Consider the following 19,982-nt stretch of genomic DNA (forward strand, 5'->3'; position numbering starts at 1 on the left):
GTTCAGGGCTTCACGACAACATCGGCCGGAAGGGCGCCTGTTTCGACATAGCGCCACAGCAGGATCAGCAGCTTGCGGGCGAGCGCCACAATCGCAATGCGTCGGACCCGACCGGTGGCTGAACCCACACGGCTGCGGAACCAGCCCGCGAGCGCACTGTCAGGTTGGTTGCGCACCCACAGCCAGGCGAGTTCGATCAGCGCCTTGCGGGCGCGGGCATTCCCGGCCTTGGTGATGCCCTGCTCGCGTGACCTGCGGCCGCTCGCAAACGGACTGGGGGTCAGCCCTACATAGGAGGCCACGTGGCGCCGGCTGGCAAAGCATCGGTAGAACACCTCCTTGGCGAGGACAGTTGCAAGCTCAGGCCCAATGCTCTTCACGTGCAGCAAGGCCCCGAGCTTGGATGAGGTCGCTGCTTTCGCCGCCGCCGCTTCGGCATCGCGCCTCGTCTCGACCTCTGCCAGCTGCCGCAGCACGAGTTCGAGCCAGTCGAGCTGATGGGCGATCTCCTCCGACAGTCGCGGTGGCAGGGGCCGACCATCCCCCGTGATTAGCTGCGGCAGGCGCCGACGGCGATCCGGCCGCAGCGGCTCGTAGTCGGCGATCCCCTGCGTGGCGCACAGCCCCTGGATCCGGTTGACGAGGCGGATGCGCTCCTGCAGCAGCGTGGCGCGCTCGCGGCTCGGACGACGCGCATCCTCCTCATCCGGCGACGGCGGGCGGACCATGGAGCAGACCTTCGGCTCGCCGCGGGACCAGGCCATCAGCGCCCGCAGCAGAGCCTGGGCATCCAGGCGGTCTGTCTTCGCCCGCCGCGCACGGCGGTCAACCTGCAGAGAACTTGGGTCCATGACATGGCTGCTGACGCCGTGCGCCTCGAGAAGGCGGTGCAGCCAGAACCCGTCGCGGCCGGCCTCGTAGCAGCATGACACGTGCGGGCTTGCGCTGGTGCGTCGTTCCACACGGGTTTGGATGCGGGCGAGCAGGTCGAGCACCGCCTGTCCGTCACCGGCGGGGAGCCGATGCAACTCGATCTTGGCGGCATCGGGCGCATGTAGCGCCACAAGCCAGGAGCGGCGGCTGAGTTCGAGAGCCAGAAAGATCGTGTGGGTGCTGTCCGAGAATGAAGCGTCGGCTGATGGAGAGTGGAACATGAGCGACCTCCAGAGGTGAGGTGACCGCCTTACTTCACCAATCTGGCGGTCCCTGGCCCATGAGATCTTTTTTCTGCGAAGGCTGGGTCGACCCGCTCGCCGAACCAGGTCTCGTGCTTGTGCCAGCGCCAGCCCTCGTGGAGCAGGATTTCGTCGATCCGGCTGCGCTGCATCGCAATCCCTTTGTGCTCGTGCAGGTAAGCAGCCAGCCGATCCAAGGTCCAGGCAGCAAACGGCAGCCCGAGCGTCTCTGGCTTCGTGAGCGCCATAGCGATCACGGTGGCCGTTTGCTCGGGCGTGTAGGTGGGCCGGCGGCCTGAGCGGTATCGGTCCTTGAGGGCTTCCAGTCCTTCCGCATTGAAACGGCGGATGCGCTTGCGCACAGTCTCACCATCGAGGCCGACCCGGGCGGCAATCGCCGCGGCGCTCTCGCCATGACTGGCCCGCCAGATGATCTGGGCGCGTTGCACGCTCTGGGCCGGAGCCGTGTGGGAGTGAGCCAACTTTTGGACTGCCGCATGCTCAACAGCAGTCATTTCCCGTAAGCAGACCGATGCCATGGGTCGCCTCCGCTAGTGGATCAGCGGGAGACGCCATTATACCCCTCTACCTGCCGGATGCACCACTAAGCGAGCCCGCTCCGGGTCCAGCAGAGGCCTTGCCTCAGGCCTGATCCGCTCGGCGAAGAGGGCAATCGCCTCGGCGTCGAGCGCATCGGTCTTGGCCAGGCGGCCCATAGCCCGAGCAAAGTCGCGGATCTGGCGGGGATTGACGACGCAGAGCGGCAGCCCAACACCGGCAAGTGCCGCGGCCACGGTTGTCTCGAAGCCACCAGTCGCCTCCAAGACCACGAGGGCGACGGGCAGGTCGATGAGGTGGCTGATGAGGTCATCCAGCCCCTTTCCGTCTCGCGAGACACAGAATGCCTTGCCTGTTGGTCTCAGGTGGACGTCGAGGCGATCCTTGGAAACGTCAATGCCGACGAAGACTGATGAAAATTCGTCCATGATCCTACCTTGTAAATACGGGCTTAGGCCCAAGCGGCTGTCCGGGTTCGGGACTGTGAAAGTGGGGGCCGCACCAAGCTCTGTCGCGGGCTCATGAGCCCTAGGCAAACGCGGGCTGACCCCCACCTTCAGCCTCGCCGGCTTCGTCTCGGCGGGCAATAGAGAGATACAAGGCAGTCCGTCGAGCGATACAGCATAGTCAAGCGAGCCTGAGAGCCTTGGCCCAGCGCCATGGCATCAACCCGAAGACGGTCGCCAAATGGAAGAAGCGGGAGACCACCGCGGATCGCCCGACGGGGCCGAGAGCACCGCATTCAACGGTGCTCTCGGTTCAGGAAGAGGCGATCATCGTTGCCTTCCGCAAGCACACCCTGCTGCCCTTGGACGATTGCCTCTACGCCTTGCAGCCCACGATCCCGCACCTGACCCGCTCCTCGCTGCATCGCTGCCTGCAACGCCATGGCATCAGCCGCTTGCCGGAAGTGACCGGCGACAAGCCGGCCAAGAAGCAGTTCAAGAGCTACCCGATCGGCTACTTCCACATCGACATCGGCGAGGTGCACACGGACGAAGGGCGGCTCTACCTGTTCGTCGCCATTGATCGCACGAGCAAGTTCGCCTTCGCCCAACTGCATGAGAAAGCCACACGGCGGGTGGCAGGCGACTTCCTGCGGGCCCTGATTGCTCTCGTGCCGTACAAGGTGCACAGCCCGCTACATCGGGCTGGCAAAGACGCATCTGCAACACGCGCTGGCGGCGGCTGCCATGAACCTCATTCGACTTGCAGCTTGGTTTGCCGGCACGCCGCTCTCACGAACGCTGCAAGCCGCATTTACCAGGCTCATGATGGCTCCCATCCCAGCGTGATGAATTCGCCACACTACTCCTTCTTGCAGGATGCAGATGGCTTATGGATCGGCTGAAAAGCGAAGTCTGAGCACGCATTTGCCGGAGGCATCGGAGACGGTCATTTGCCACTCTGTTCCATCCCAAAAGGTCATACCTTCATCTCGCAGGATCTCATCGAGAGTTTGCAGCCCCCAAGTACGTGCCTCTTTGACAGTAGGAAGCTCGACCTCAATAGGCCCCCCCAGAACGCCATCACCTATGAGTCTGAAGCAGTACCTAGGCATCCTTCACTTTGTGCCACCCAAACGATCTCTGTAGCGCATATAACTGCTAGCACAGGAAAGTGTTCGAATGCCGCGTATCTACAAGGTGCCTTTTGTAATGGGAGGCCGTTTTCACTCAGGCGGCACGTGCATTTTAAAACCCTGCACCAAAAATTTTTGTCATACCATCTGAGAAGATTAGTTTCTTAGTACATTCGTCTTGGTTGGTGCTCGCTTCATTAAGTACCCAAAAGAAGGCTATCGGCAGCACGCAGAGCCAGTTGCATCAGGGCGAGTGTCGGGTTGATGCTACCTGCCGCTGGGAAGACCGATGTGCTTACCAATCGAAGGTTAGGAATATGATGGCAGCACAGATTAGGGCCGACCACAGACTTAGTTGGGTCCGTGCCCATCCGAGTGGAGCCGGACGGATGGGCTCTCTGGTCTGCGATTTCAATAAATCCGACCGATCTATCACGTATAGTCCCCAACCATGTAATCGGACAGATACTATTGAACCCAGTGCGGTTCCAGTAGGCCCTGAATCGCTTGATGGATGACCAAAATGTATGCTCATCCAGCGCCGAAAGTCGCCAGTCGAGCTTGGCCATAGGAGTCCCAAGTTGGTCTAGCTGTGGAGAAAGGCTGATCCGATTGCTCCAATTCGGGGCTTGCTCAACTGTAATCTCGAATCTTAAATCGGTTCCAACAGGAATTAGCATTTGGCGGTGTATGAGACGCCAGTAAGCACTTCGCGCCAAGTACCGGGTATCCGTTGCGAGTTTGTATACATCCGATGCACGGACTGCGAAGTCGCCCTTCTGGACATCGCGCAGTAGTCTCCTGGCCAGCTCGAGCGGGGATTTCGGAGGCAAATCCAGAGCGACCTCAGCGTATGCACTTGCAATTTCATCCGCTTTCTGCGCCTCAGAAGTGAGTTCGAAGTAAAGACTGCGTCGCGCAAGGCCGCTGAAACGGTAGCCGAACAGTCTGTTTGTTTTGACTGGATCGACTGGAACGAGATGGCCCACAGTTGCCTTTGCATGCTCCTGAAAGTAGCGCCCCAAGGCGTCACAGCTCTGAAAGGGCCTATTATCTGCGGAGGCGTCAAGAAGCAGTAGCAGTCGCGTGCTTTCAATCGCACCAGCTGCAAAAATGAATTCGCGGGCACTCACCTTCAACTCGTGATCACTGAAGTTCTTAGCCACAATACTAGAAAGACGCGCTGAGGTACGATCAACTTCGAAGTTACACACGGTGGCACCAAGCCAAACTTCGACATTGTGGTGAGACAAAATCTCGTGCTTTAAGGCGGCTCCTAAATTGATACGACTGAATGTGGGGATTTTAGCCCATCTGCATGTCACATCAGGATCCCGGCGTACAAAGAGTCTGGCGGGATCTAATTGCTCTAGTAACTCCTCCTCGTAAGTTGAATCATCAAGGTCAAAGATTTTCTCGATCTCGCGTTGATAGGAAGTTAGTTCATCGAATGAAATTGGCCAGCCTGATGAAGAAATATATGGCCGATCGATCGTATCATTTTGGCTTGGATGGATCAGGCGGCCTCCCCAATACTTCGAGTTACCGCCGAATTCGCGGTTTCGTCCGGATAAGGCGCGCTTATAATATCCGGCTGGATCATCAATCTTATTGAGTTCCTGTATTCGTGCCTCAAACCCCTCAATCCCACTCTCAACTACGATCACTCGTTGCCCTGCTCGCGCCAAACGCACAGCAATCAGGAGACCAGCAATGCCCGCTCCAATGATACAGACTGAAGCGCATCGGTTGATCTGGTTCAGCTGAGCTTCGGCGAGCGTGTAGATTGGCATACGCTTCTCAATTGCATGGATAGCGGTGAATCTTGAGCAGGCCTTAGCTTGGCAAGGTATTGCCTTTTGCAGCTATGCTAATAGGTTGATCGACAAGATTAGTCGAGTTACCTCTTCAGATACGCTGCTGCCCCAGTAACTGCTTGCGGCGATCTACGCACTTTGTGCGAAGATGTTGCTAAACTCCGCTGCTCAGATCAAACGAGGGCGTACATCACATTAACTCTGATGTTCGTTGGCAAAGGCATTGAACGCAATACTACGCTCCCTGCAACGATCCGGGCACTCAACGATGTAATTACCCAGGCCCTCCTTCCGCACTGAGAGCCCGTCCCGAAAAGGGTTGAGTGGCCGAGACCGTTATGATTCCAAGAGGGTGCTGAAGCCTGACTTGGAACCGCAATGTGGACCCCGACCACCCGGCGGCAGTATAGCCGCGACGGCTTGCGATACGAAACCGATTTGACCGATGCCGAATGGGCGCTGATCAAGCCGCTCCTGCCTGAGCCCCGCGCCCGAGGCCGCCCGCGGCGCTGGTCCACCCGGGAGATCCTGAGCGCGATCTTTTATGTCCTTCGCGGCGGCATTGCCTGGCGGCTGTTGCCTTCCGACCTGCCGCCCAAGAGCACGGTCTTTCGCTGGTTCAGCCTGTGGCGTGACACGGGTCTGTTCGAGACCATCAACCACCTGCTCGTCATGGTGGATCGCGAGCGGATGGGACGGGAGGCCTCGCCCACCGCCGCCGTGCTCGACAGCCAAAGTGTGAAGACCACCGAGAGCGGCGGCCCAAGAGGCTATGATGCTGGCAAAAAGGTCAAAGGCCGCAAGCGCCAGGTGATGGTCGACACCGATGGGCGCGGCCTGGTCCTGGAGCCCCAGCCGGCGGACGTTCAGGACCGGGATGGCGCCTGTGTGGTCCTGCGCCTGTCGCGGCGTGCGTTCCCGTTCATCGTCACAGCGTTTGCCGACAGCGGCTATGCCGGAGAGGCTCCCGCCCATGCCACCTCGATTACCATCGAGATTGTCCGAAAGCCGCCTGATCAGATTGGCTTTGCGGTGCATCCTCGCCGCTGGGTTGTCGAAGTAGTCTTTACGCAATAGGCAAAAGCGGACGTGCTCACTCTCCGGGCTGGTGGGCAGTACATAGCGGATTTCGACCTCGTCGTTCGTGACGACAACTCGGTCAACCAGCAACAGCACGAGCTGTCGGCGCTGCTCGAAGGTGGCATTCGCCAGCCCGTGCTGCACCCGCTCACGAAAGGCCTCCAGTGAGGTCACTACACCGGCGAGGTGTTGCTGGCGTTGTGGCATCGTTGTGCAGAAGCTCCTCCTGGTCAGCCAGCGCTTGCATGCGGTGCTCCAGGTCGCGGCGGCGCCGTTCATACTCATCGAGCGGCAGGACCGCCCGCAGATAAGCATCGGTCAGCCGCTCGATCTGCTGCGAGAGATGGGCCTGGGCCCGGCGCAGCGTCTCGCGACGGGCGAGCAATTCCTGCGGCAGCCAGGCTCCGCCATGGGCCCGCGCCACGGCCGCAGCCAACGGCTCGGGCGAGCCCAGCTGGTCTTGCTTCGAAAAAATGGAGAGCTTCTGATGAAGCAGGAGGATCTCCATGCCGAAGACCCGTTTTACGAGAGAGTTTCAGGATGAGGCCGTCCGCCTCGTTTTGACGAGTGGGCGCTCGCAACGCGCAATCGCCGACGATCTTGGGGTGAACCGTTCGACGCTCGCGCGCTGGATGGCGGAGCACCAGGATATGCGGCCTTCGTCGGCCACGCCGCCCAATGAGGACATCGTGGACGAGCTCAAGCGCCTCCGCCGCGAGAACGAGGTGCTGCGCCAAGAGCGCGACATCCTCAAGAAGGCCACCGCTTTTTTCGTCAAGGAGGGAAGTCGATGAGGTTCAAGCTCATCGATGCGGCGAAAGCGGAATTCCCCATCCAGCGCCTGTGCCAGGTTCTTGAGGTGAGCCAGAGCGGCTACTTCGCCTGGCGCTCGCGTCCAGCCAGCCCGCGCCAGCGGGAGGATCTGGTGCTTCTGGCCCACATTCGCTCGGCCTTCACCCTCTCCAATGAGACCTACGGCAGCCCGCGCATGACCCGCGAGCTGCAGGATGAGGGACTGCCAATCGGGCGCCGGCGGACCGCTCGACTGATGCGCGAGAATGGTCTCAAGGCCCGGCAGAAGCGCCGCTTCAAACGCACCACCGACAGCCATCACGCTTTTCCGATCGCGCCCAACCTGCTCGAGCAGGACTTCTCGGCCGAGCGCCCGAACCAGAAGTGGGCCGCGGATATCTCCTATCTGTGGACGAACGAGGGCTGGCTCTCCCTGGCTGTGATTCTCGATCTCTTCGCCCGGCGGGTGGTCGGCTGGGCGGTCAGTGACAGCCTCCACACGGAGCTGGCGCTGGAGGCGCTGCGCAAGGCTCTGGCGATCCGAAGACCTGGTGAGGGGCTGACCCATCACGCGGACCGCGGCAGTCAATATTGCTCGACAGCCTATCAGGCCGAGTTGAGGAAACACGGCATCCGGATCTCCATGTCCGGGACAGGCAATTGTTTCGACAATGCCGTGGTCGAGACCTTCTTCAAGACCTTGAAGTCCGAACTGGTCTGGCGCACCGTCTTCCAGACGAGGGCCGAGGCCAAGAAGGCGATTGGTCGTTACATCGACGGCTTCTACAATCCCGTCCGGCGTCATTCGACACTGGACTATGTCAGTCCGGTTCAGGTCGAAAGGCTGGCCGGATAGCTACAAAACCGCTCTCCACTAAACCGAAGCAAATCCAGGAATGCCCCGCCTCGACGAAGCGCACCACCCGTTGCCGCAAATCCAGCGAGTAGGACTTGGTCATCGCTCATCTCCTCCCAAGAGGGCCGAGACAAGGGAATCATAAAGTCGCCACGCCGCATAGCCTCCGATTCAGTCAGAACCGCCGCCGCTGTAGCCCAGGATTAGAGCCGGAGTTATACCAACCGGCGCTGATCCTCATGCATTCGCCCAGTCGCGCAGGCCGATGGACATGATGGTCCAGGGTTGGTTGGTCAGCTTGTTCGATCACGCATCTTAGTGCCCTCCTCAACAAGCCAACCGAGGGACGGGAGAGAGGCGGTCCACCTTGCCGGCTTTGAGCTTTTGGAACGCGCGCAAGGTCGTGGGGCCATCCGGGAACAGATAGAGACCTGTCTTGGCATCCAGTTCAATAGCAATCGTGCCGTTGTAAATGCGGTCATAGATCCAGTGCGGCGTAACGCCGAGCTGGGCCGCGAGTTGGGACACCGTCAGGCAGCCGGGGATGCGGCGCGGATGCGACTGGCGGCGTTCGCGCAGGATGCCGTGCCGCAGCCGGATGGCCTGAACTGTGCTCGGCAAGACCGCCTGGCGCAGAGGTGAGCGATGTCCGGCGGCGGTCAGCGCGGCGGCGATGGCCGCATCACTCTCACCCGCGCGGGCGCGCTCGACGATGGCGGCTTCCATCTCGCCGCTCCGTGACAGTTCAGCGAGCGAGCCAACCGTAATTGGCAGCGCGATCTCGCTCGTCGCGCCGCCGCGCCAGACGAGGCGTAGGGCGATCGTGTCCCGGACGGCACGGTGGATCACCACCTTGTCGATGAGGCATCGCAGCAGCGCCTTCTTGCGCACCGTGGTGAGGGCCGGTTGCTGCCATAGATCCGGCAGGCGCCGACCGACCTCGGTAAACGCGGCTTGGAGATCAGGGCCGACACCGAACGGGATGACGCGGCCTTCTTCCGGCGCCGCATCGGCGAGCGCGGCTTCGGCCTGGCGCAAATCACGCAACGTTTCCTCCCAGCGCCGCTCGAGTTCAGCCGCGACGAGACGGTTGTCTGGATCGACCTGATCGAACTGCCGTTCGGCCAGCGCCGCCCGGTAGCGCAGCCGCTCAACCTGTTGCGCTTGAGCCTTCAGCCCGGCTGCGTCTGCCTCGCGCCGGAGGGAAACAGCCTGCGTGTAGGCATCCAACTCGGCGGGGGTGAGGGCCTTGAAGAAAGCCGCCACGGCCTCGGCATCGACCGGCGCGGCCGGGATGACTTGGCACACCGGAACGCCATGCTGCTGACGAAGATAGTTGCACATGTACCGGGCGCCGCCCTTGTACTGGACCACCATCTTGTGACCGCACGCGCCGCAGTAAACCATCCCGTGCAGCAGCGCGGCACCCTCGCGCGGCACGCCACGCGTCTTGTTCCGGTCGTACTCAGCGTAATTGTCGCGCAGCATGGCCTCGATCTTCTCGAACGTCGCCCAGCTGATATAGGCGGGGTACTGGTCCTTCACGACGATCCTCCACTGCTCGCGCGGGAGCCTCTTTTGCGAGCCTTTGCCTAAGGGCGCTGTGCGGACCGAGCGGGTGCGCCCGTAGACAAAAGCGCCGGCGTAGGCGGGGTTCTTCAGCACCTGCAGGATGGCCGCAACGGTGGGTGGGCGCCAGACCGTATCGCCGAACCGTCCCCGGCGCGGGATGCTCAGGCCGCGCTCGTTGAAGGCGTGCAGCACCTTGCTGGCCGAGCGGAGCCGCAGGAAGGTCGTGAAGATCAGATCGAGGCGGGCTTGCACCTCGCGGTCAGGGTTCTTGACCACCACACCGCCAGTCTCCCGGACGAGGCCGACCGGCAAGATCAGCGCCAGCTCTCCGCGTGCGGCCTTGTTCAGGAGACCAGCCGTGAGGCGGGCGCGGATCGTGTGCAACTCGACTTCGGAGAGGGTCCCCTTGAGCCCGAGCAGCAGGCGCCCATTAGCGGTGCCCGGATCATAGACTCCGTCGCGGTCGGCAATGAGGCAGTCCCTGTAGCCGCACAGATCGAGCAGTGGGTACCAGTCCGAACAGTTTCGGGTCAGGCGCGTCACCTCGGAGGAGAGCACGATGCCAACCTGGCCGAGCGTAACGCGTGCGATCAGGTCCTTGAAGCCCTCGCGGTGGACAGCGGCTGCGCCGCTCAGCCCGAGGTCGGCATCGATGATCTCGACGTCCTCCTCACGCCACCCGAGGCCGAGCGCGCGCCGACGTAGATCGTACTGCAGGCGCAGACTCTCCTGATTGCTCAGCACCTGGTGCGGACTGGACTGGCGGATGTAGATGACCGCGTGGCGGGCCAGATGCCGGTCGGTGATAAGTTCCGATCTCATAGATCACCTCTGTGAGGATGGCGGCGACGTCTTCGGCGATCGCGGCGCGGAGTTCGTCGGGCAAGCGTCTCCAGACGCGTTCGGGTCGCATGGGCATGGCGCCACCCCGCACTCGTCGGCCAGGGCGATCAGTTCCTCCAGTGCCTCACGTGTCAGCTTGCACGGCGGCTCACACGACGGCCGTGGAGCAAGGCTCGTCGCTCCGATCGGAAGCTTCAGCACCACGCGGTCCCGATAGGCGACGAGAGCGTGGCCGTCATGCCGGCGCGCGCTCACCGAGACCAGCAGGAACCGGCGGCCGAAGAGCGGGTGCCGCGAATCAGTGACCTCGATCTCAATCGAATCCCGATCCGCCGGGTTGTGGAAGGGGGTATCAACTGACGCTGTCGTTCCAGGCCTCGCAGCAGTGATCGAGAATGTCCGTGTAGGACGTGAACACCCGGTTCGAGATCCAGTTCTCCGTAAGCGGGCAGCTGATGCCGTTCAGGGCTGATAGTTCCACGGCATGAGGGCCTCGATCTCGCGGTTGGGCCACCCGTTGGCGATGCGTTCAAGCGTTTGGGTCAGCCAGGCGTGCGGATCGACGCTGTTCATTTTGGCTGTCGCCAGAAGGCTCGCGATGGCCGCCCATGTGCGCCCGCCACCATCAGAGCCGGCGAAGAGCGAGTTCTTGCGTGTGATCGTGAAGCAGGTTTCATTGTGCACTCCATATTCAAGTGTCTGTAAACATTGGAAGCGTACCCGCATCAGCAGCGCGACACGGGCGGCCCTTCCGGGCCATCGCAGCTTTGATCGGCTCTGACGCCAGATCGTCGGCTCGGATTTGATACGGTGCACCGGGGACAACCTGAACAGCCGGAAGCACGCCCGTTTTGATGAGGCGACGTATCGCGTGGTTTGTAACGCCTAACGCCATTGCCGCCTCGGTCATGGTCAGCCATTCGCCGTCTTTCTCCGCGGATCGATAGGCGTGGATTCCGCGAACGCGCCGAACGGAAGAGACGCGGTGCGCCGTCCAGGTTTTACCTTGGCCGGTAGGCAAGCCCATCCGATTGAGCGACGCGGCAATATGCTCGTCAGACCAGCGGCCGGCCATGCTGCGCATGACTGCCAGCGCATCTTCCGCTGTCGCGCAGCCGTGTTCGCCGGTTCGCGGCTTGCGAACACGCAGTTCTGAGTGCTGGCCGCCCCGCCAATGGATCGTGAGCACGACATCACGAACCGTATCGTCGACATCGACAATGATGTCTGCGATCAACGTCCGGAGCAGTTGCTGACGGGCACGCATCGTCACATCAGGAGTGTTCCAGGCCGCTGACAGGTTTTCCGCCATGTTGGCGAAAGCGCCTTGATCAACCTCAATGGTCGATGGGGTTCCGGCGGGCTGGCGCGCCTCCAGATCTTGCACGCGGCGTAAGGCAATTTCCCAGTTTCTCTCCAACTGCGCAGCGATCAAACGATTGTCGGGATCACAGGCAGCATAGCGGCGCTCAGCAAGACCGGCCTCGTAGCGGGCCTGCTTAAGCTCCAGATCGAGGATCTGGCGTTGATCATCTTGTCGTTCCCGGTGCATTCGCTCCGCCTCGAACGCGGCCTCAATCGCCAAGGGTTCTACCGCGCGCAACAGTTCACGCGCAACAGCCGCGTCCACCCTGGGGCCACCGAAGGTCATGCACCGGGGCAAGCCCATCATCAGGTTGGGCTTGTCGCAGCGATAGACAGGTCGACTTTGCGGATTACCGGTATAGGCCACGCTCAGTCGCCGCCCGCACCGTCCACACGTCATAACGCCTGACAGCAGTGCCTTGCCGCCACGGCCGGATTTTACCCCGTCGGCGCGACCATAGTTGTTGAGCGCCAACTGCTTCTGGTTTCGCTCGTATTCCTCCCAGCTGACGTACCCTTCGTGATGATCCTTGATGAACACTTCCCAGGTCCCGACCGGCTTGCCGTGGCCGTAGCTCCGGCGGGCCCTCCCATCGACAATAGAGGTCCGCTTTTCGCTTTTCCCGTAAACGTACACGCCCGCGTAAAAGGGGTTCTTGAGCACGCCGATCACGTTGCGATAGCGGATCGGCAACCAGGTAAAGCTGGTCATGCGGCCCTCATCCGAAGGCCGTGGGAAGTGGATCTGATCAGCCGTCATCGACAATAACACCTGTCGCGCGCTGCCGAGTTCGCGGAAGCGGGCGAAGATGAGCCGGATCACCTCCTGCAAGCGCAGATCAGGGTCGAGCCCCAGACCTGCTTCGCGGTGCCAGATGTAACCGAACGGTACTGACAAGCGCAGCTCGCCCCGACGCGCTTTCGACTTGGCGGCCTCGAGCATCCGTGTCCTGAGCACGCCGAGCTCAAACTCGCTGATGCTGCCTTTCATACCCAAAACCAGGCGATCGTTGGGCTGGCAGGGGTTGTACACGCCGTCATGGTCGATGACGCGGGCTTCGACAAGTCCGCACAACTCCAGCAGATGATGCCAGTCACGGCCATTGCGCGCGAGCCGCGATGCATCCAGGCACAACACAGCGCCGACCTTGCCCGCGCACAACCATGCAACCAGGCGATCGAAGCCCGGGCGCGCCACCGTCCCGCTCGCCGATCGGCCCAGATCATCGTCGATGACCTCAATGTCGGCGAAGCCGTGCTGGCGTGCAAGATCGACGAGATCATATTGGCGCCGCTGGCTCTCCAGATTGGTCATGACCTGGGATTGCGTCGACTGGCGCACATAGACGACGGCCTTGCGCCTCAGCAGCACCGTCGGGATCAGATCAGACTTCGTCATCGCCCAACTCCTCGACGACGAGGCCGGCGGCCTGCATCAGGATTTGGGCAAGAAGCAGTACTGTCTTCGCCCGCTCCGCGTCGCGCATCCCGTCCAATCTGCGGGGTTCGAATATCAGGCTCATCTGCCTGCCCGCGATCGGAGCTGACACGTTGTTCTGTTTCATCGACTTCCTCCCATGCGAATCTGATTGCGCTCGGGGAGTTTGGGGAAGCAGCGGTCGGCATGACCAGTCTCTTCAGATCGGACAACGCTGCGAGATCAATCTGTGGCGGGCCAATTCTCATCTTGGCGCAAGCGATGGGATCTAACATCCAGCCCGGAATCGAGACGACAATGCCAGATGGGCCTTCCACCTGGAGAAACCGGCCAGTCGCCCGCTCCTCGACCCGCCGCACGCTGACCTTTCGGCCAAAGTAGGGATGCCAACGATAATGAACCTCACGCTCTTCGCCGACATGGGCAGAATGAACGGGCGATGGCGATCGGCAGAAAGAATTTTCTGTTCGCGGGCTCCGATGCCGGCGGTGAGGTCATCGCCGATGCCATGACGCTGATCGAGACGGCCAAACTCTGCGGCCTCAACCCACACGACTACCTCGCAGATGTGCTCGGGCGGATCAACGATCACAAGATCAGCCGGCTTGATGAACTTCTGCCCTGGAACTGGAAGCCCATGGCTGTCCCTCAGGATCAGGCGGCCTGATCATGGCGGCGATTGCGCACGTACTCACACTGGCTCGCGTCGCCGAACTTCTGGGCGAGGAGGAGGACCTGCTGCATGAGATTAGCATTGAGATGGAGCCTGAGGACGGCGTGATCGGCGTGCATGGCGTCGGCGACGACTATACCCCCGCCTTCACCGACTTCGGCATCGAGAACTTGCGCGAACGTATCGAACTCCATAAAGCCGACGCTCGCCGCGCGTCAGACGTCGCGGCTACAAAACTTGATCCCAGGTCCTGATCGGCCCGTTACGATTGAACGCCAGAGCACCACTGCCAGCTTGGCGGCTCATACTGACGCGTTCTGTCAGCGGGTCCGCTGTGGCCTTGCCGAGGCTGACTTTGAGCGCCGCCGCGCCCTGGTCGAACTGCTGATCGATCGCGTCATCGTCACCGATAGCGACGTTGAGATCCGCTACGTCTTTCCCACCAGCTCAAAGGGCGAGCGTGAGCGGTTTTGTCTATTGCGTATGGACTATCAAACCCGCCTCCTGAATGGAGATGATCGGGAATATCTGTCCGGTTCGAGCCCGCGCTTTCTCCTGTAGCTGCGTAAACCGCATCAGCAGGCTGGCCACATCGCCGCCGCGCACGCTGTGCTTGGACATCCTCTCGCCGGCCCCTGGAGACAGGGAGGTGATCAGCCAGACGGAACGACTGAGACCGTATGTTCTCGGGGTGAAGGCGGCTCACCCTCGCCGTAAGCTGAGATCGGGGGTTGCTTCGGAGTGGCCGAAGCCGAGCCCCAAGCTTAGCGAGGATGAACCGTGGATCAGCATAGCAGACTTTTCATCGGTCTGGACGTCTCGAAACTGAAGATTTCTGTAGCCGTCGCGGATGGCGAGCGGGGTGGTGAGGTAAGATTTTTCGGGGACATCCCCTCAGATCCGGCCTCGGTGTCATCCATCGTGCAAAAGCTGGCCAAGCGAGGAGCAAAGCTCCACTTCTGTTACGAGGCAGGGCCGACAGGGTACGAACTCTACCGTCAGCTCACCGAGATGGGCCATGATTGTGTGGTAGCGGCACCGGCACTCATTCCCAAGCGTCCTGGAGATCGCGTGAAGACCAACCGGCGCGATGCGGTCAGCTTGGCACGGTTACATCGTGCGGGTGAGCTGACAGCGGTTTGGGTGCCGGACCGCGGGCATGAGGCTATGCGCGATCTCGTGCGGGCCCGCGAAGCAGCCCAGGAGGCTCAAAAGCGGGCGCGTCAGCAGCTTCAGTCGTTCCTCCTTCGACATGGCCGTGTCTATTCGGGCCGCTCATCCTGGTCGCTGGCACATACGCGGTGGATATCGACTCTGACGTTCGAGCATCCGGCGCACTTCATCGTGCTCCAGGAATACTGCCAGGCGATCGAGGATGCCGAGGTGCGCTTAAAGCGTCTGACCGATCTGATCTCGGAGACCGTCAAATCCTGGACGATGGCTCCTGTCGTCGAAGCCTATCAGGCGTTACGGGGCGTGTCGTTGATTGCCGCCGTCGTCTTTGTTGCCGAAATTGGCGACATCCGCCGCTTCGAAAACCCCCGCCAGCTGATGGCCTTTCTTGGCCTCCTTCCGTCAGAAAGCTCGACAGGTGAACATGTCAAACGTGGCGGGATCACTAAGGCCGGGAACTCACGGGCCCGTCGCATGCTGGTCGAAGGCGCATGGGCTTACCGCTTCCCTGCGCGGGTCAGTCGAACCAAGCAAGCGCAGTTGGAAGGCCTACCGAGAACTGTTCGCGAAATAGCGTGGAAAGGTCAGCTCCGCCTCTGCTCTCGCTACCGAACAATGATCCTCGCGGGGAAGCACAAGGCCATCGCGATCACCGCGATCGCGAGAGAAATGGCGGCCTTCCTGTGGGCGATCGGTCAGGAAGTGCAACCAGCTCACCACGCTTAGCCAAGCACCGCAGATCGCGCGCATTCGAAAGAGGAGACAAGATCATCTGCTGATGCGCAATCTTGGAGGCAGGGCCCCGGTCGGGGAATCTTCGATGGAACTGAGTGGCCGACTACGTCGATGCCCGTACTAAGATAGAAGCAGCCCCAGGCGTACACACGGAAATGCGGTATCCAACCCGCGTATAAGAGTTTGCAAACCGTCGTCTTGAGGTCCTGTCTCCGACATTGCGCATTAAACTGCATCCAGTTTGAGAACCATGGTTTTGGGCTTGGATTAGCGGCGGGCGTTCCCATCTGAGGCACTTTCCTCAGATATGGGTGGCGTCATGCTACGGGTTGATTGTGCACGCTGGGGTCAAACACCGGATGACCTGCGGCGGCTGGCGCTAAACGCACCTCATGCGCGCACCCGCGAGCGCGCGCTCGCCCTCTACGACATGGCTCAAGGAAGCTGCGCCACCCAGGTGGCGGCACGCACCGGGCGCCACCCGCAGACCGTGATGGGTTGGCTGCATGCCTACCACACACAGGGCCCCGCGGCCCTGGCCTATGGCCGCACCGGCGGCCGTCCCCCCTTTGTGCCCGAACCGCCGCCAGTCTCGGCGAGGTCGTGCGCGCGGCCCAGGGTGCGGCGGCCGCGCCGCCCGTAGACGGCGCCGATCCGCCGCCTCGCTTCACCCTCAAGCGCCTGGTGGCGTTCGTGCGCGAGCGCTTTGGTCTCAGCGTCTGTCGCGAGACCATCCGGGCGGCCCTGCACCGCCTCGCGCTGTCGTGGAAGAAGGCCAAAAAGCTGCTCGGCCGCGCGGATCCGGAGCAACGACGGGCTTTCATCGATCGCCTCCCGGACCTGCTGGCCGGCGCCCAACGCGACCGCCACCTCCTAGTCTATCTTGATGAGGCTCACCTTCACCAAGACACCGATCTTGGTTATGGCTGGTGCGCCCGCGGCCAGCGGCTGTGGGTGGCCTCCTGCTCGCCCGGGCTCTCGGCCAAGGTGTCGTTCTATGGTCTCTATCTCTACAACGAGGGCGAGGTCCGGCTGTGGCCCTATGCCCGCGCCAACGGAGAGCACACGATCGAGGTGCTGCGTCGGCTGCGGGCCGAGGTGTCCGACCGCAAGATCATTCTGCTGTGGGATGGAGCGCCCTACCATCGCGCCCAGGCGGTCCGGGCGGAGGCCTCCGATCTGAACATCGCGCTTGTGCCCTTACCCAGCTACAGCCCTGACCTGATGCCCGTGGAGGCGCTCTGGCGCTGGCTGCGCGAGGACGTCACCTATCACCACTGCCACAGCAGCCCTGAAGATCTCACCCGACGCGTCGCCGCTTTCGAAACCCGCATCAACACGGATCCATGCGCCCTGGCCGATCGCCTCTGGGTCAAGGATCAGCTCGACCCCAAGGAGGAAGAACTACGGTTCCCAAAATAGACGCGGTTTAGCTACACTATGCAGGACCAGCCATGATTGGCGGGATGAACAGTCGTGGCCATGCCGCTTGCATTTGAACATAAGAGTTCCATTGAGATAAAGATTGCGCCAAGATTAGTGCGGATAGCAGTCGGCTCGGATCCGGGTTCAACTGACATGGGTCGCCTCCAGCGTGAGTGGATATCGCAACCTCACTCTGCCAGAGAGCAGATCGCTATCCACCCCCATGGGATCTCTTAGAAGATTTCAGTAGACTATGTTCTTGGGATGTAACCCCACTTCCGAAGTGCCATTTGTGTATTTTCGGATAATTGTAGTGTGCCTCAGGCGGCCAAAGTCCTTGACGGGCGGCCGCCAGAAGCATCTCTTCTCGTCGTTTTTTATGAAGTTTTACACGAGGCATATGGTTCTGCACCTCAAGCTCCAAGGCTCGATAAGCAGATCGCACAGAGTCTATGACCTTATATCGATTTGGATGAGCAAGAATTTCAGTGTAGATGCCCAGTTGCACTTGCACCGCTCGATCGAGGCTGAAGCGTTGTACAACCACTTCTCTGCCGAACCGCCCGAGTTCTTCTCTTCGATCAGGGTTAGCAAGAAGACTCTCGAGTTGTTCAGCGAGCCGCGTAGCCCCCGCTGCACCATCAGCGAGTCCATAGAAGCCTTGTTTAAGAAATAGGTTGAGTGTCTCGGGATTGAAAATAGCTGAGAATGCCTCTTCGCCCTGAACAATCAGGGGCCGGCCGATCGCAAGGGCGCGGAGCGCAGAACTACCCATGCCAATTACAATATCTGCTGCTGCGTAGGCTGCCCGTGGGTCGAGTGTAGGGCCAGGGAGGGCGACGACCTCACGTTCCCATCTTACATTGACGGCTCTTGCGCGTTCCAAAAGCGAGTCAAAGGCGGAGCCCCCGCCAACAAGCACGAGCTTGATCGGATACTGGCCGGCAAGCAGGTCTGCCGCATCTATAGCCCGTACAAGCGAATCGAGCTTTAGATCTGGCGCAAAGCGTGAAACCCCAACGATCAGAAGATCATGCTCCGAGACACCATGAGTTCGGCGAAAGTCAGAACCGTCGATCCCTGGATGATCACTGTCTACATTGATTGGAGGCTCGAGCACCCAGACATTGCTGTGTTGTACCTCCCGGGCCTCTCTTCCTAATTCCTCTGTTCCCATAATTAGTGGCACCGCAGCGGGAACATACGGCATCACTGACATGCTCAACACAGTACACAACAATGGAACGCCTAGAAAAAGTCCCGCCCCAAAATACGCATCAAGGCACCCCGGCCATTCGTATGTATGAATCAAATCAATTTGCCTTCTCCGTGTAATTTCGGCCAACTGAATGATTCGTGAGGGTGCCGGCCTGTACTTAAGTGGATGTGCAGGCAGAAACTCCAAATTTCGGTCCTTGATATATTCGACGAGAGGGCCTGTCCTGCCATATATGAGGACCTCGTGGCCGGCATCAGCAATGCCGGCGGCCAAGTCGATGGCATTTATTTGGCTACCCCCGATTGTGAGTTCGTGCGGATAGACGAGAATACGCAAGGCCCGTTCTCCTTATCCCGATGTGTACAAATGGTGTGAAAGCATGGTCAACAGGCGCTATAATCGAGCGTGGCGGTGGTTACTCTTCAACTAAGTTTCTATAATGCTAGCTCGAATATCGCCGAACCGTTTTCTACAGCCTGTGAACAAGATCATAGCAGCGGGTGATTGAACTTTTCAGGCCCACGGGGCACTGTTAACCACCTATACCTCTTTCCGCTCCAGCATGAGCGCTACCGCGAAATGGATCACTGTCATGTAATTGGAAAAGATCCTCGATGAGTCTGCGCCGCTTGATTTCGCTGTCGAACCCAAGATACGGTGCGGCTGTTCGTCATTGTCTTGTCGGCGCTGATCGTCCAGCTGTTCCCGAGTGTCGACAGCGGAACAAGACTTGTGCTGGCTCAGGCACTCGGGCTGGACCCAAATATAGACTGTTGCAATGTAGGCGCTGTTATAGAACCTAGTGCTTGAGGGGTAGCTTCATTTTGTACGGCACTGTCAAGACCTAAAACACTGGCGAAGTGCTCCGCCCGTGCAATCCAGCTGTGCTTTCGTGCAAACGTTTGCCGCCGATGTAACAGCTGAGGCGTACGGGACTGCGCCAGAGTTCGTTCAACGGCGTCAGCAAAGCTGCGAGGATCCCGAGCTGTGGCGATAAGGTCAGTACTGAGCCAGCGGGCTGCGGAAAGATCAGTGGACACGGCCCCTCGTCCAGCTGCCAGATACTCCAGCGTTTTCAACGGAAAGCTGGCTTGGTTGAATTCAGTTTCTGAATACGGAGTCAGCCCAACATCGATAACACGAAGATAACTCGGCATAAGCTCAAACGGCTTTCGGCCCACGTAGCGCACGTTCTTCCGTCTGAGTAGCTGGCTGAGATCAAATGACGATTGGACAGAGCCGACTAATAGCAAGGACAGACCCCGGTCAGCCACTGCTTCGAGAAGGCTAAGGTCGATGCGCTGCGATATATGTCCAAAGACCCCAGCTATTGGGCCAGGCAGGTTCACGTCATCAGGCCATGGCGCCATATCAACATTTGCGAACCGCTCAGTGTCGCATCCATTGGGAATAAGAATCGGTTCATGGCCAAGCGCTTGCCAATGTTTAGAGAGATGCTCCGTGACCACGACGACGCGGTCTGCTCGTGCGGCTTGTTTGTGTTCTTCCTTCAATAGATATTTGCGGTCGAGGCCCATCAAGCCGGCTCCAGCGACGAAGTTGTCGGCGGCATACATGATTCGCTGCTCTGCTTCGACAGCATCGAAAAGGTTGGTGTGATTTGCCACGACAAAGGCGAACGCACGCCTGACACCAAGTGCCCGCACCGCATTAGCTAT

The 19,982-nt window shown here is 60.4% G+C and carries 19 protein-coding genes and 6 pseudogenes; 10 read left to right on the top strand and 15 right to left on the bottom strand.

Annotated elements, in window-relative coordinates; translation table 11 throughout:
- Positions 1-2 precede the first annotated feature (2 nt).
- The 3 genes and pseudogenes from BB934_RS28495 to BB934_RS28505 all read right to left on the bottom strand — a co-directional run.
- Complete coding sequence (locus tag BB934_RS28495) at positions 3-1,154, bottom strand: IS110 family RNA-guided transposase (RefSeq protein ID WP_099508187.1); 1,152 nt, start codon at positions 1,152-1,154, stop codon at positions 3-5.
- A gap of 29 nt (positions 1,155-1,183) precedes the next feature.
- Positions 1,184-1,657 carry a helix-turn-helix domain-containing protein gene (locus BB934_RS28500; RefSeq protein WP_237050461.1) on the bottom strand — a complete coding sequence of 158 codons (474 nt, stop codon included), beginning with the start codon at positions 1,655-1,657 and terminating at the stop codon, positions 1,184-1,186.
- A gap of 129 nt (positions 1,658-1,786) precedes the next feature.
- Positions 1,787-2,161: pseudogene (locus BB934_RS28505) on the bottom strand (IS110 family transposase); the annotation flags it as partial.
- A gap of 158 nt (positions 2,162-2,319) precedes the next feature.
- On the opposite strand from BB934_RS28505, the pseudogene BB934_RS28510 reads away from it, so the two are divergent.
- A pseudogene (locus BB934_RS28510) lies at positions 2,320-2,877 on the top strand (helix-turn-helix domain-containing protein); the annotation flags it as partial.
- A 192-nt stretch (positions 2,878-3,069) separates the two neighbouring features.
- On the opposite strand, the gene BB934_RS51060 reads toward BB934_RS28510, so the two are convergent.
- On the bottom strand, positions 3,070-3,294 hold the full coding sequence (locus BB934_RS51060) for a DUF6894 family protein (RefSeq protein WP_418294783.1): 225 nt from the start codon (positions 3,292-3,294) through the stop codon (positions 3,070-3,072).
- A 218-nt stretch (positions 3,295-3,512) separates the two neighbouring features.
- Positions 3,513-5,108: an FAD-dependent oxidoreductase gene (locus BB934_RS28515; RefSeq protein WP_099513365.1), complete on the bottom strand. Its 1,596-nt coding sequence runs from the start codon at positions 5,106-5,108 to the stop codon at positions 3,513-3,515.
- 402 nt (positions 5,109-5,510) lie between these two features.
- Here BB934_RS28515 and BB934_RS28520 point away from each other — a divergent pair.
- Positions 5,511-6,200 (top strand): annotated as a pseudogene (locus BB934_RS28520) (IS5 family transposase); the annotation flags it as partial.
- A gap of 21 nt (positions 6,201-6,221) precedes the next feature.
- Positions 6,222-6,380, top strand: coding sequence for a hypothetical protein (locus BB934_RS47425; RefSeq protein WP_157934372.1), 159 nt, complete (start codon positions 6,222-6,224; stop codon positions 6,378-6,380).
- On the opposite strand, the gene BB934_RS28525 is transcribed toward BB934_RS47425, so the two are convergent.
- Positions 6,361-6,720: a hypothetical protein gene (locus BB934_RS28525; protein ID WP_099513366.1), complete on the bottom strand. Its 360-nt coding sequence runs from the start codon at positions 6,718-6,720 to the stop codon at positions 6,361-6,363. The genes BB934_RS47425 and BB934_RS28525 overlap by 20 nt on opposite strands.
- Between BB934_RS28525 and BB934_RS28530 the strand changes: the two genes are divergently transcribed.
- Positions 6,719-7,860 (top strand): IS3 family transposase gene (locus BB934_RS28530; protein ID WP_418294784.1). Its coding sequence is split into 2 segments (ribosomal slippage): positions 6,719-6,977 and positions 6,977-7,860, totalling 1,143 coding nucleotides; the frame shifts between segments, so codons are not numbered across the junction. The genes BB934_RS28525 and BB934_RS28530 overlap by 2 nt on opposite strands.
- Here BB934_RS28530 and BB934_RS47430 read toward each other — a convergent pair.
- The 6 genes and pseudogenes from BB934_RS47430 to BB934_RS28550 form a co-directional block, all read right to left on the bottom strand.
- Positions 7,826-7,963, bottom strand: coding sequence for a hypothetical protein (locus BB934_RS47430; protein WP_157934373.1), 138 nt, complete (start codon positions 7,961-7,963; stop codon positions 7,826-7,828). The genes BB934_RS28530 and BB934_RS47430 overlap by 35 nt on opposite strands.
- A gap of 224 nt (positions 7,964-8,187) precedes the next feature.
- Positions 8,188-10,254: a recombinase family protein gene (locus BB934_RS28535; RefSeq protein WP_099513354.1), complete on the bottom strand. Its 2,067-nt coding sequence runs from the start codon at positions 10,252-10,254 to the stop codon at positions 8,188-8,190.
- Positions 10,255-10,627: 373 nt separating this feature from the next.
- Entirely contained in the window at positions 10,628-10,756 is a 129-nt protein-coding gene (locus BB934_RS50275; RefSeq protein WP_257792377.1) for a hypothetical protein, read from the bottom strand.
- Positions 10,738-10,935 (bottom strand): annotated as a pseudogene (locus BB934_RS28540) (transposase domain-containing protein); the annotation flags it as partial. The pseudogene BB934_RS28540 and the gene BB934_RS50275, both read right to left, overlap by 19 nt.
- 31 nt (positions 10,936-10,966) lie before the next feature.
- Positions 10,967-13,039, bottom strand: coding sequence for a recombinase family protein (locus tag BB934_RS28545; protein ID WP_099513340.1), 2,073 nt, complete (start codon positions 13,037-13,039; stop codon positions 10,967-10,969).
- On the bottom strand, positions 13,026-13,205 hold the full coding sequence (locus tag BB934_RS28550; protein ID WP_099513339.1) for a hypothetical protein: 180 nt from the start codon (positions 13,203-13,205) through the stop codon (positions 13,026-13,028). Before BB934_RS28550 ends, BB934_RS28545 begins: the two co-directional genes overlap by 14 nt.
- Positions 13,206-13,511: 306 nt before the next feature.
- Here BB934_RS28550 and BB934_RS28560 point away from each other — a divergent pair.
- The 3 genes and pseudogenes from BB934_RS28560 to BB934_RS47435 all read left to right on the top strand — a co-directional run.
- Positions 13,512-13,745 (top strand): annotated as a pseudogene (locus BB934_RS28560) (transposase domain-containing protein); the annotation flags it as partial.
- Between the two features lie 2 nt (positions 13,746-13,747).
- Positions 13,748-14,005 (top strand): hypothetical protein, encoded by a 258-nt coding sequence (locus BB934_RS28565; protein WP_099513369.1) that lies wholly within the window; start codon positions 13,748-13,750, stop codon positions 14,003-14,005.
- A gap of 40 nt (positions 14,006-14,045) precedes the next feature.
- Positions 14,046-14,312: a hypothetical protein gene (locus BB934_RS47435; RefSeq protein WP_157934374.1), complete on the top strand. Its 267-nt coding sequence runs from the start codon at positions 14,046-14,048 to the stop codon at positions 14,310-14,312.
- On the opposite strand, the pseudogene BB934_RS28570 reads toward BB934_RS47435, so the two are convergent.
- Positions 14,244-14,426 (bottom strand): annotated as a pseudogene (locus tag BB934_RS28570) (IS110 family transposase); the annotation flags it as partial. The gene BB934_RS47435 and the pseudogene BB934_RS28570 sit on opposite strands and share 69 nt — an antisense overlap.
- 105 nt (positions 14,427-14,531) lie before the next feature.
- Here BB934_RS28570 and BB934_RS28575 point away from each other — a divergent pair.
- From BB934_RS28575 to BB934_RS28585, 3 genes are all read left to right on the top strand, one after another.
- Positions 14,532-15,650, top strand: a complete 1,119-nt coding sequence (locus tag BB934_RS28575; RefSeq protein ID WP_099513370.1) for an IS110 family RNA-guided transposase — start codon at positions 14,532-14,534, stop codon at positions 15,648-15,650.
- A gap of 439 nt (positions 15,651-16,089) precedes the next feature.
- Positions 16,090-16,302: a helix-turn-helix domain-containing protein gene (locus BB934_RS51065; protein WP_418294754.1), complete on the top strand. Its 213-nt coding sequence runs from the start codon at positions 16,090-16,092 to the stop codon at positions 16,300-16,302.
- Positions 16,263-17,081 carry an IS630 family transposase gene (locus BB934_RS28585; protein ID WP_157934170.1) on the top strand — a complete coding sequence of 273 codons (819 nt, stop codon included), beginning with the start codon at positions 16,263-16,265 and terminating at the stop codon, positions 17,079-17,081. The genes BB934_RS51065 and BB934_RS28585 overlap by 40 nt, the downstream gene beginning before the upstream one ends.
- 214 nt (positions 17,082-17,295) lie before the next feature.
- Here BB934_RS28585 and BB934_RS28590 read toward each other — a convergent pair whose 3' ends face one another.
- Positions 17,296-18,639 carry a glycosyltransferase family 4 protein gene (locus BB934_RS28590; RefSeq protein ID WP_099513371.1) on the bottom strand — a complete coding sequence of 448 codons (1,344 nt, stop codon included), beginning with the start codon at positions 18,637-18,639 and terminating at the stop codon, positions 17,296-17,298.
- Positions 18,640-19,043: 404 nt separating this feature from the next.
- Positions 19,044-19,880: a glycosyltransferase gene (locus BB934_RS28595; RefSeq protein ID WP_157934375.1), complete on the bottom strand. Its 837-nt coding sequence runs from the start codon at positions 19,878-19,880 to the stop codon at positions 19,044-19,046.
- Positions 19,881-19,982: the final 102 nt, after the last annotated feature.

The sequence above is a fragment of the Microvirga ossetica genome (assembly GCF_002741015.1).
Taxonomy (GTDB): Bacteria; Pseudomonadota; Alphaproteobacteria; order Rhizobiales; family Beijerinckiaceae; genus Microvirga; species Microvirga ossetica.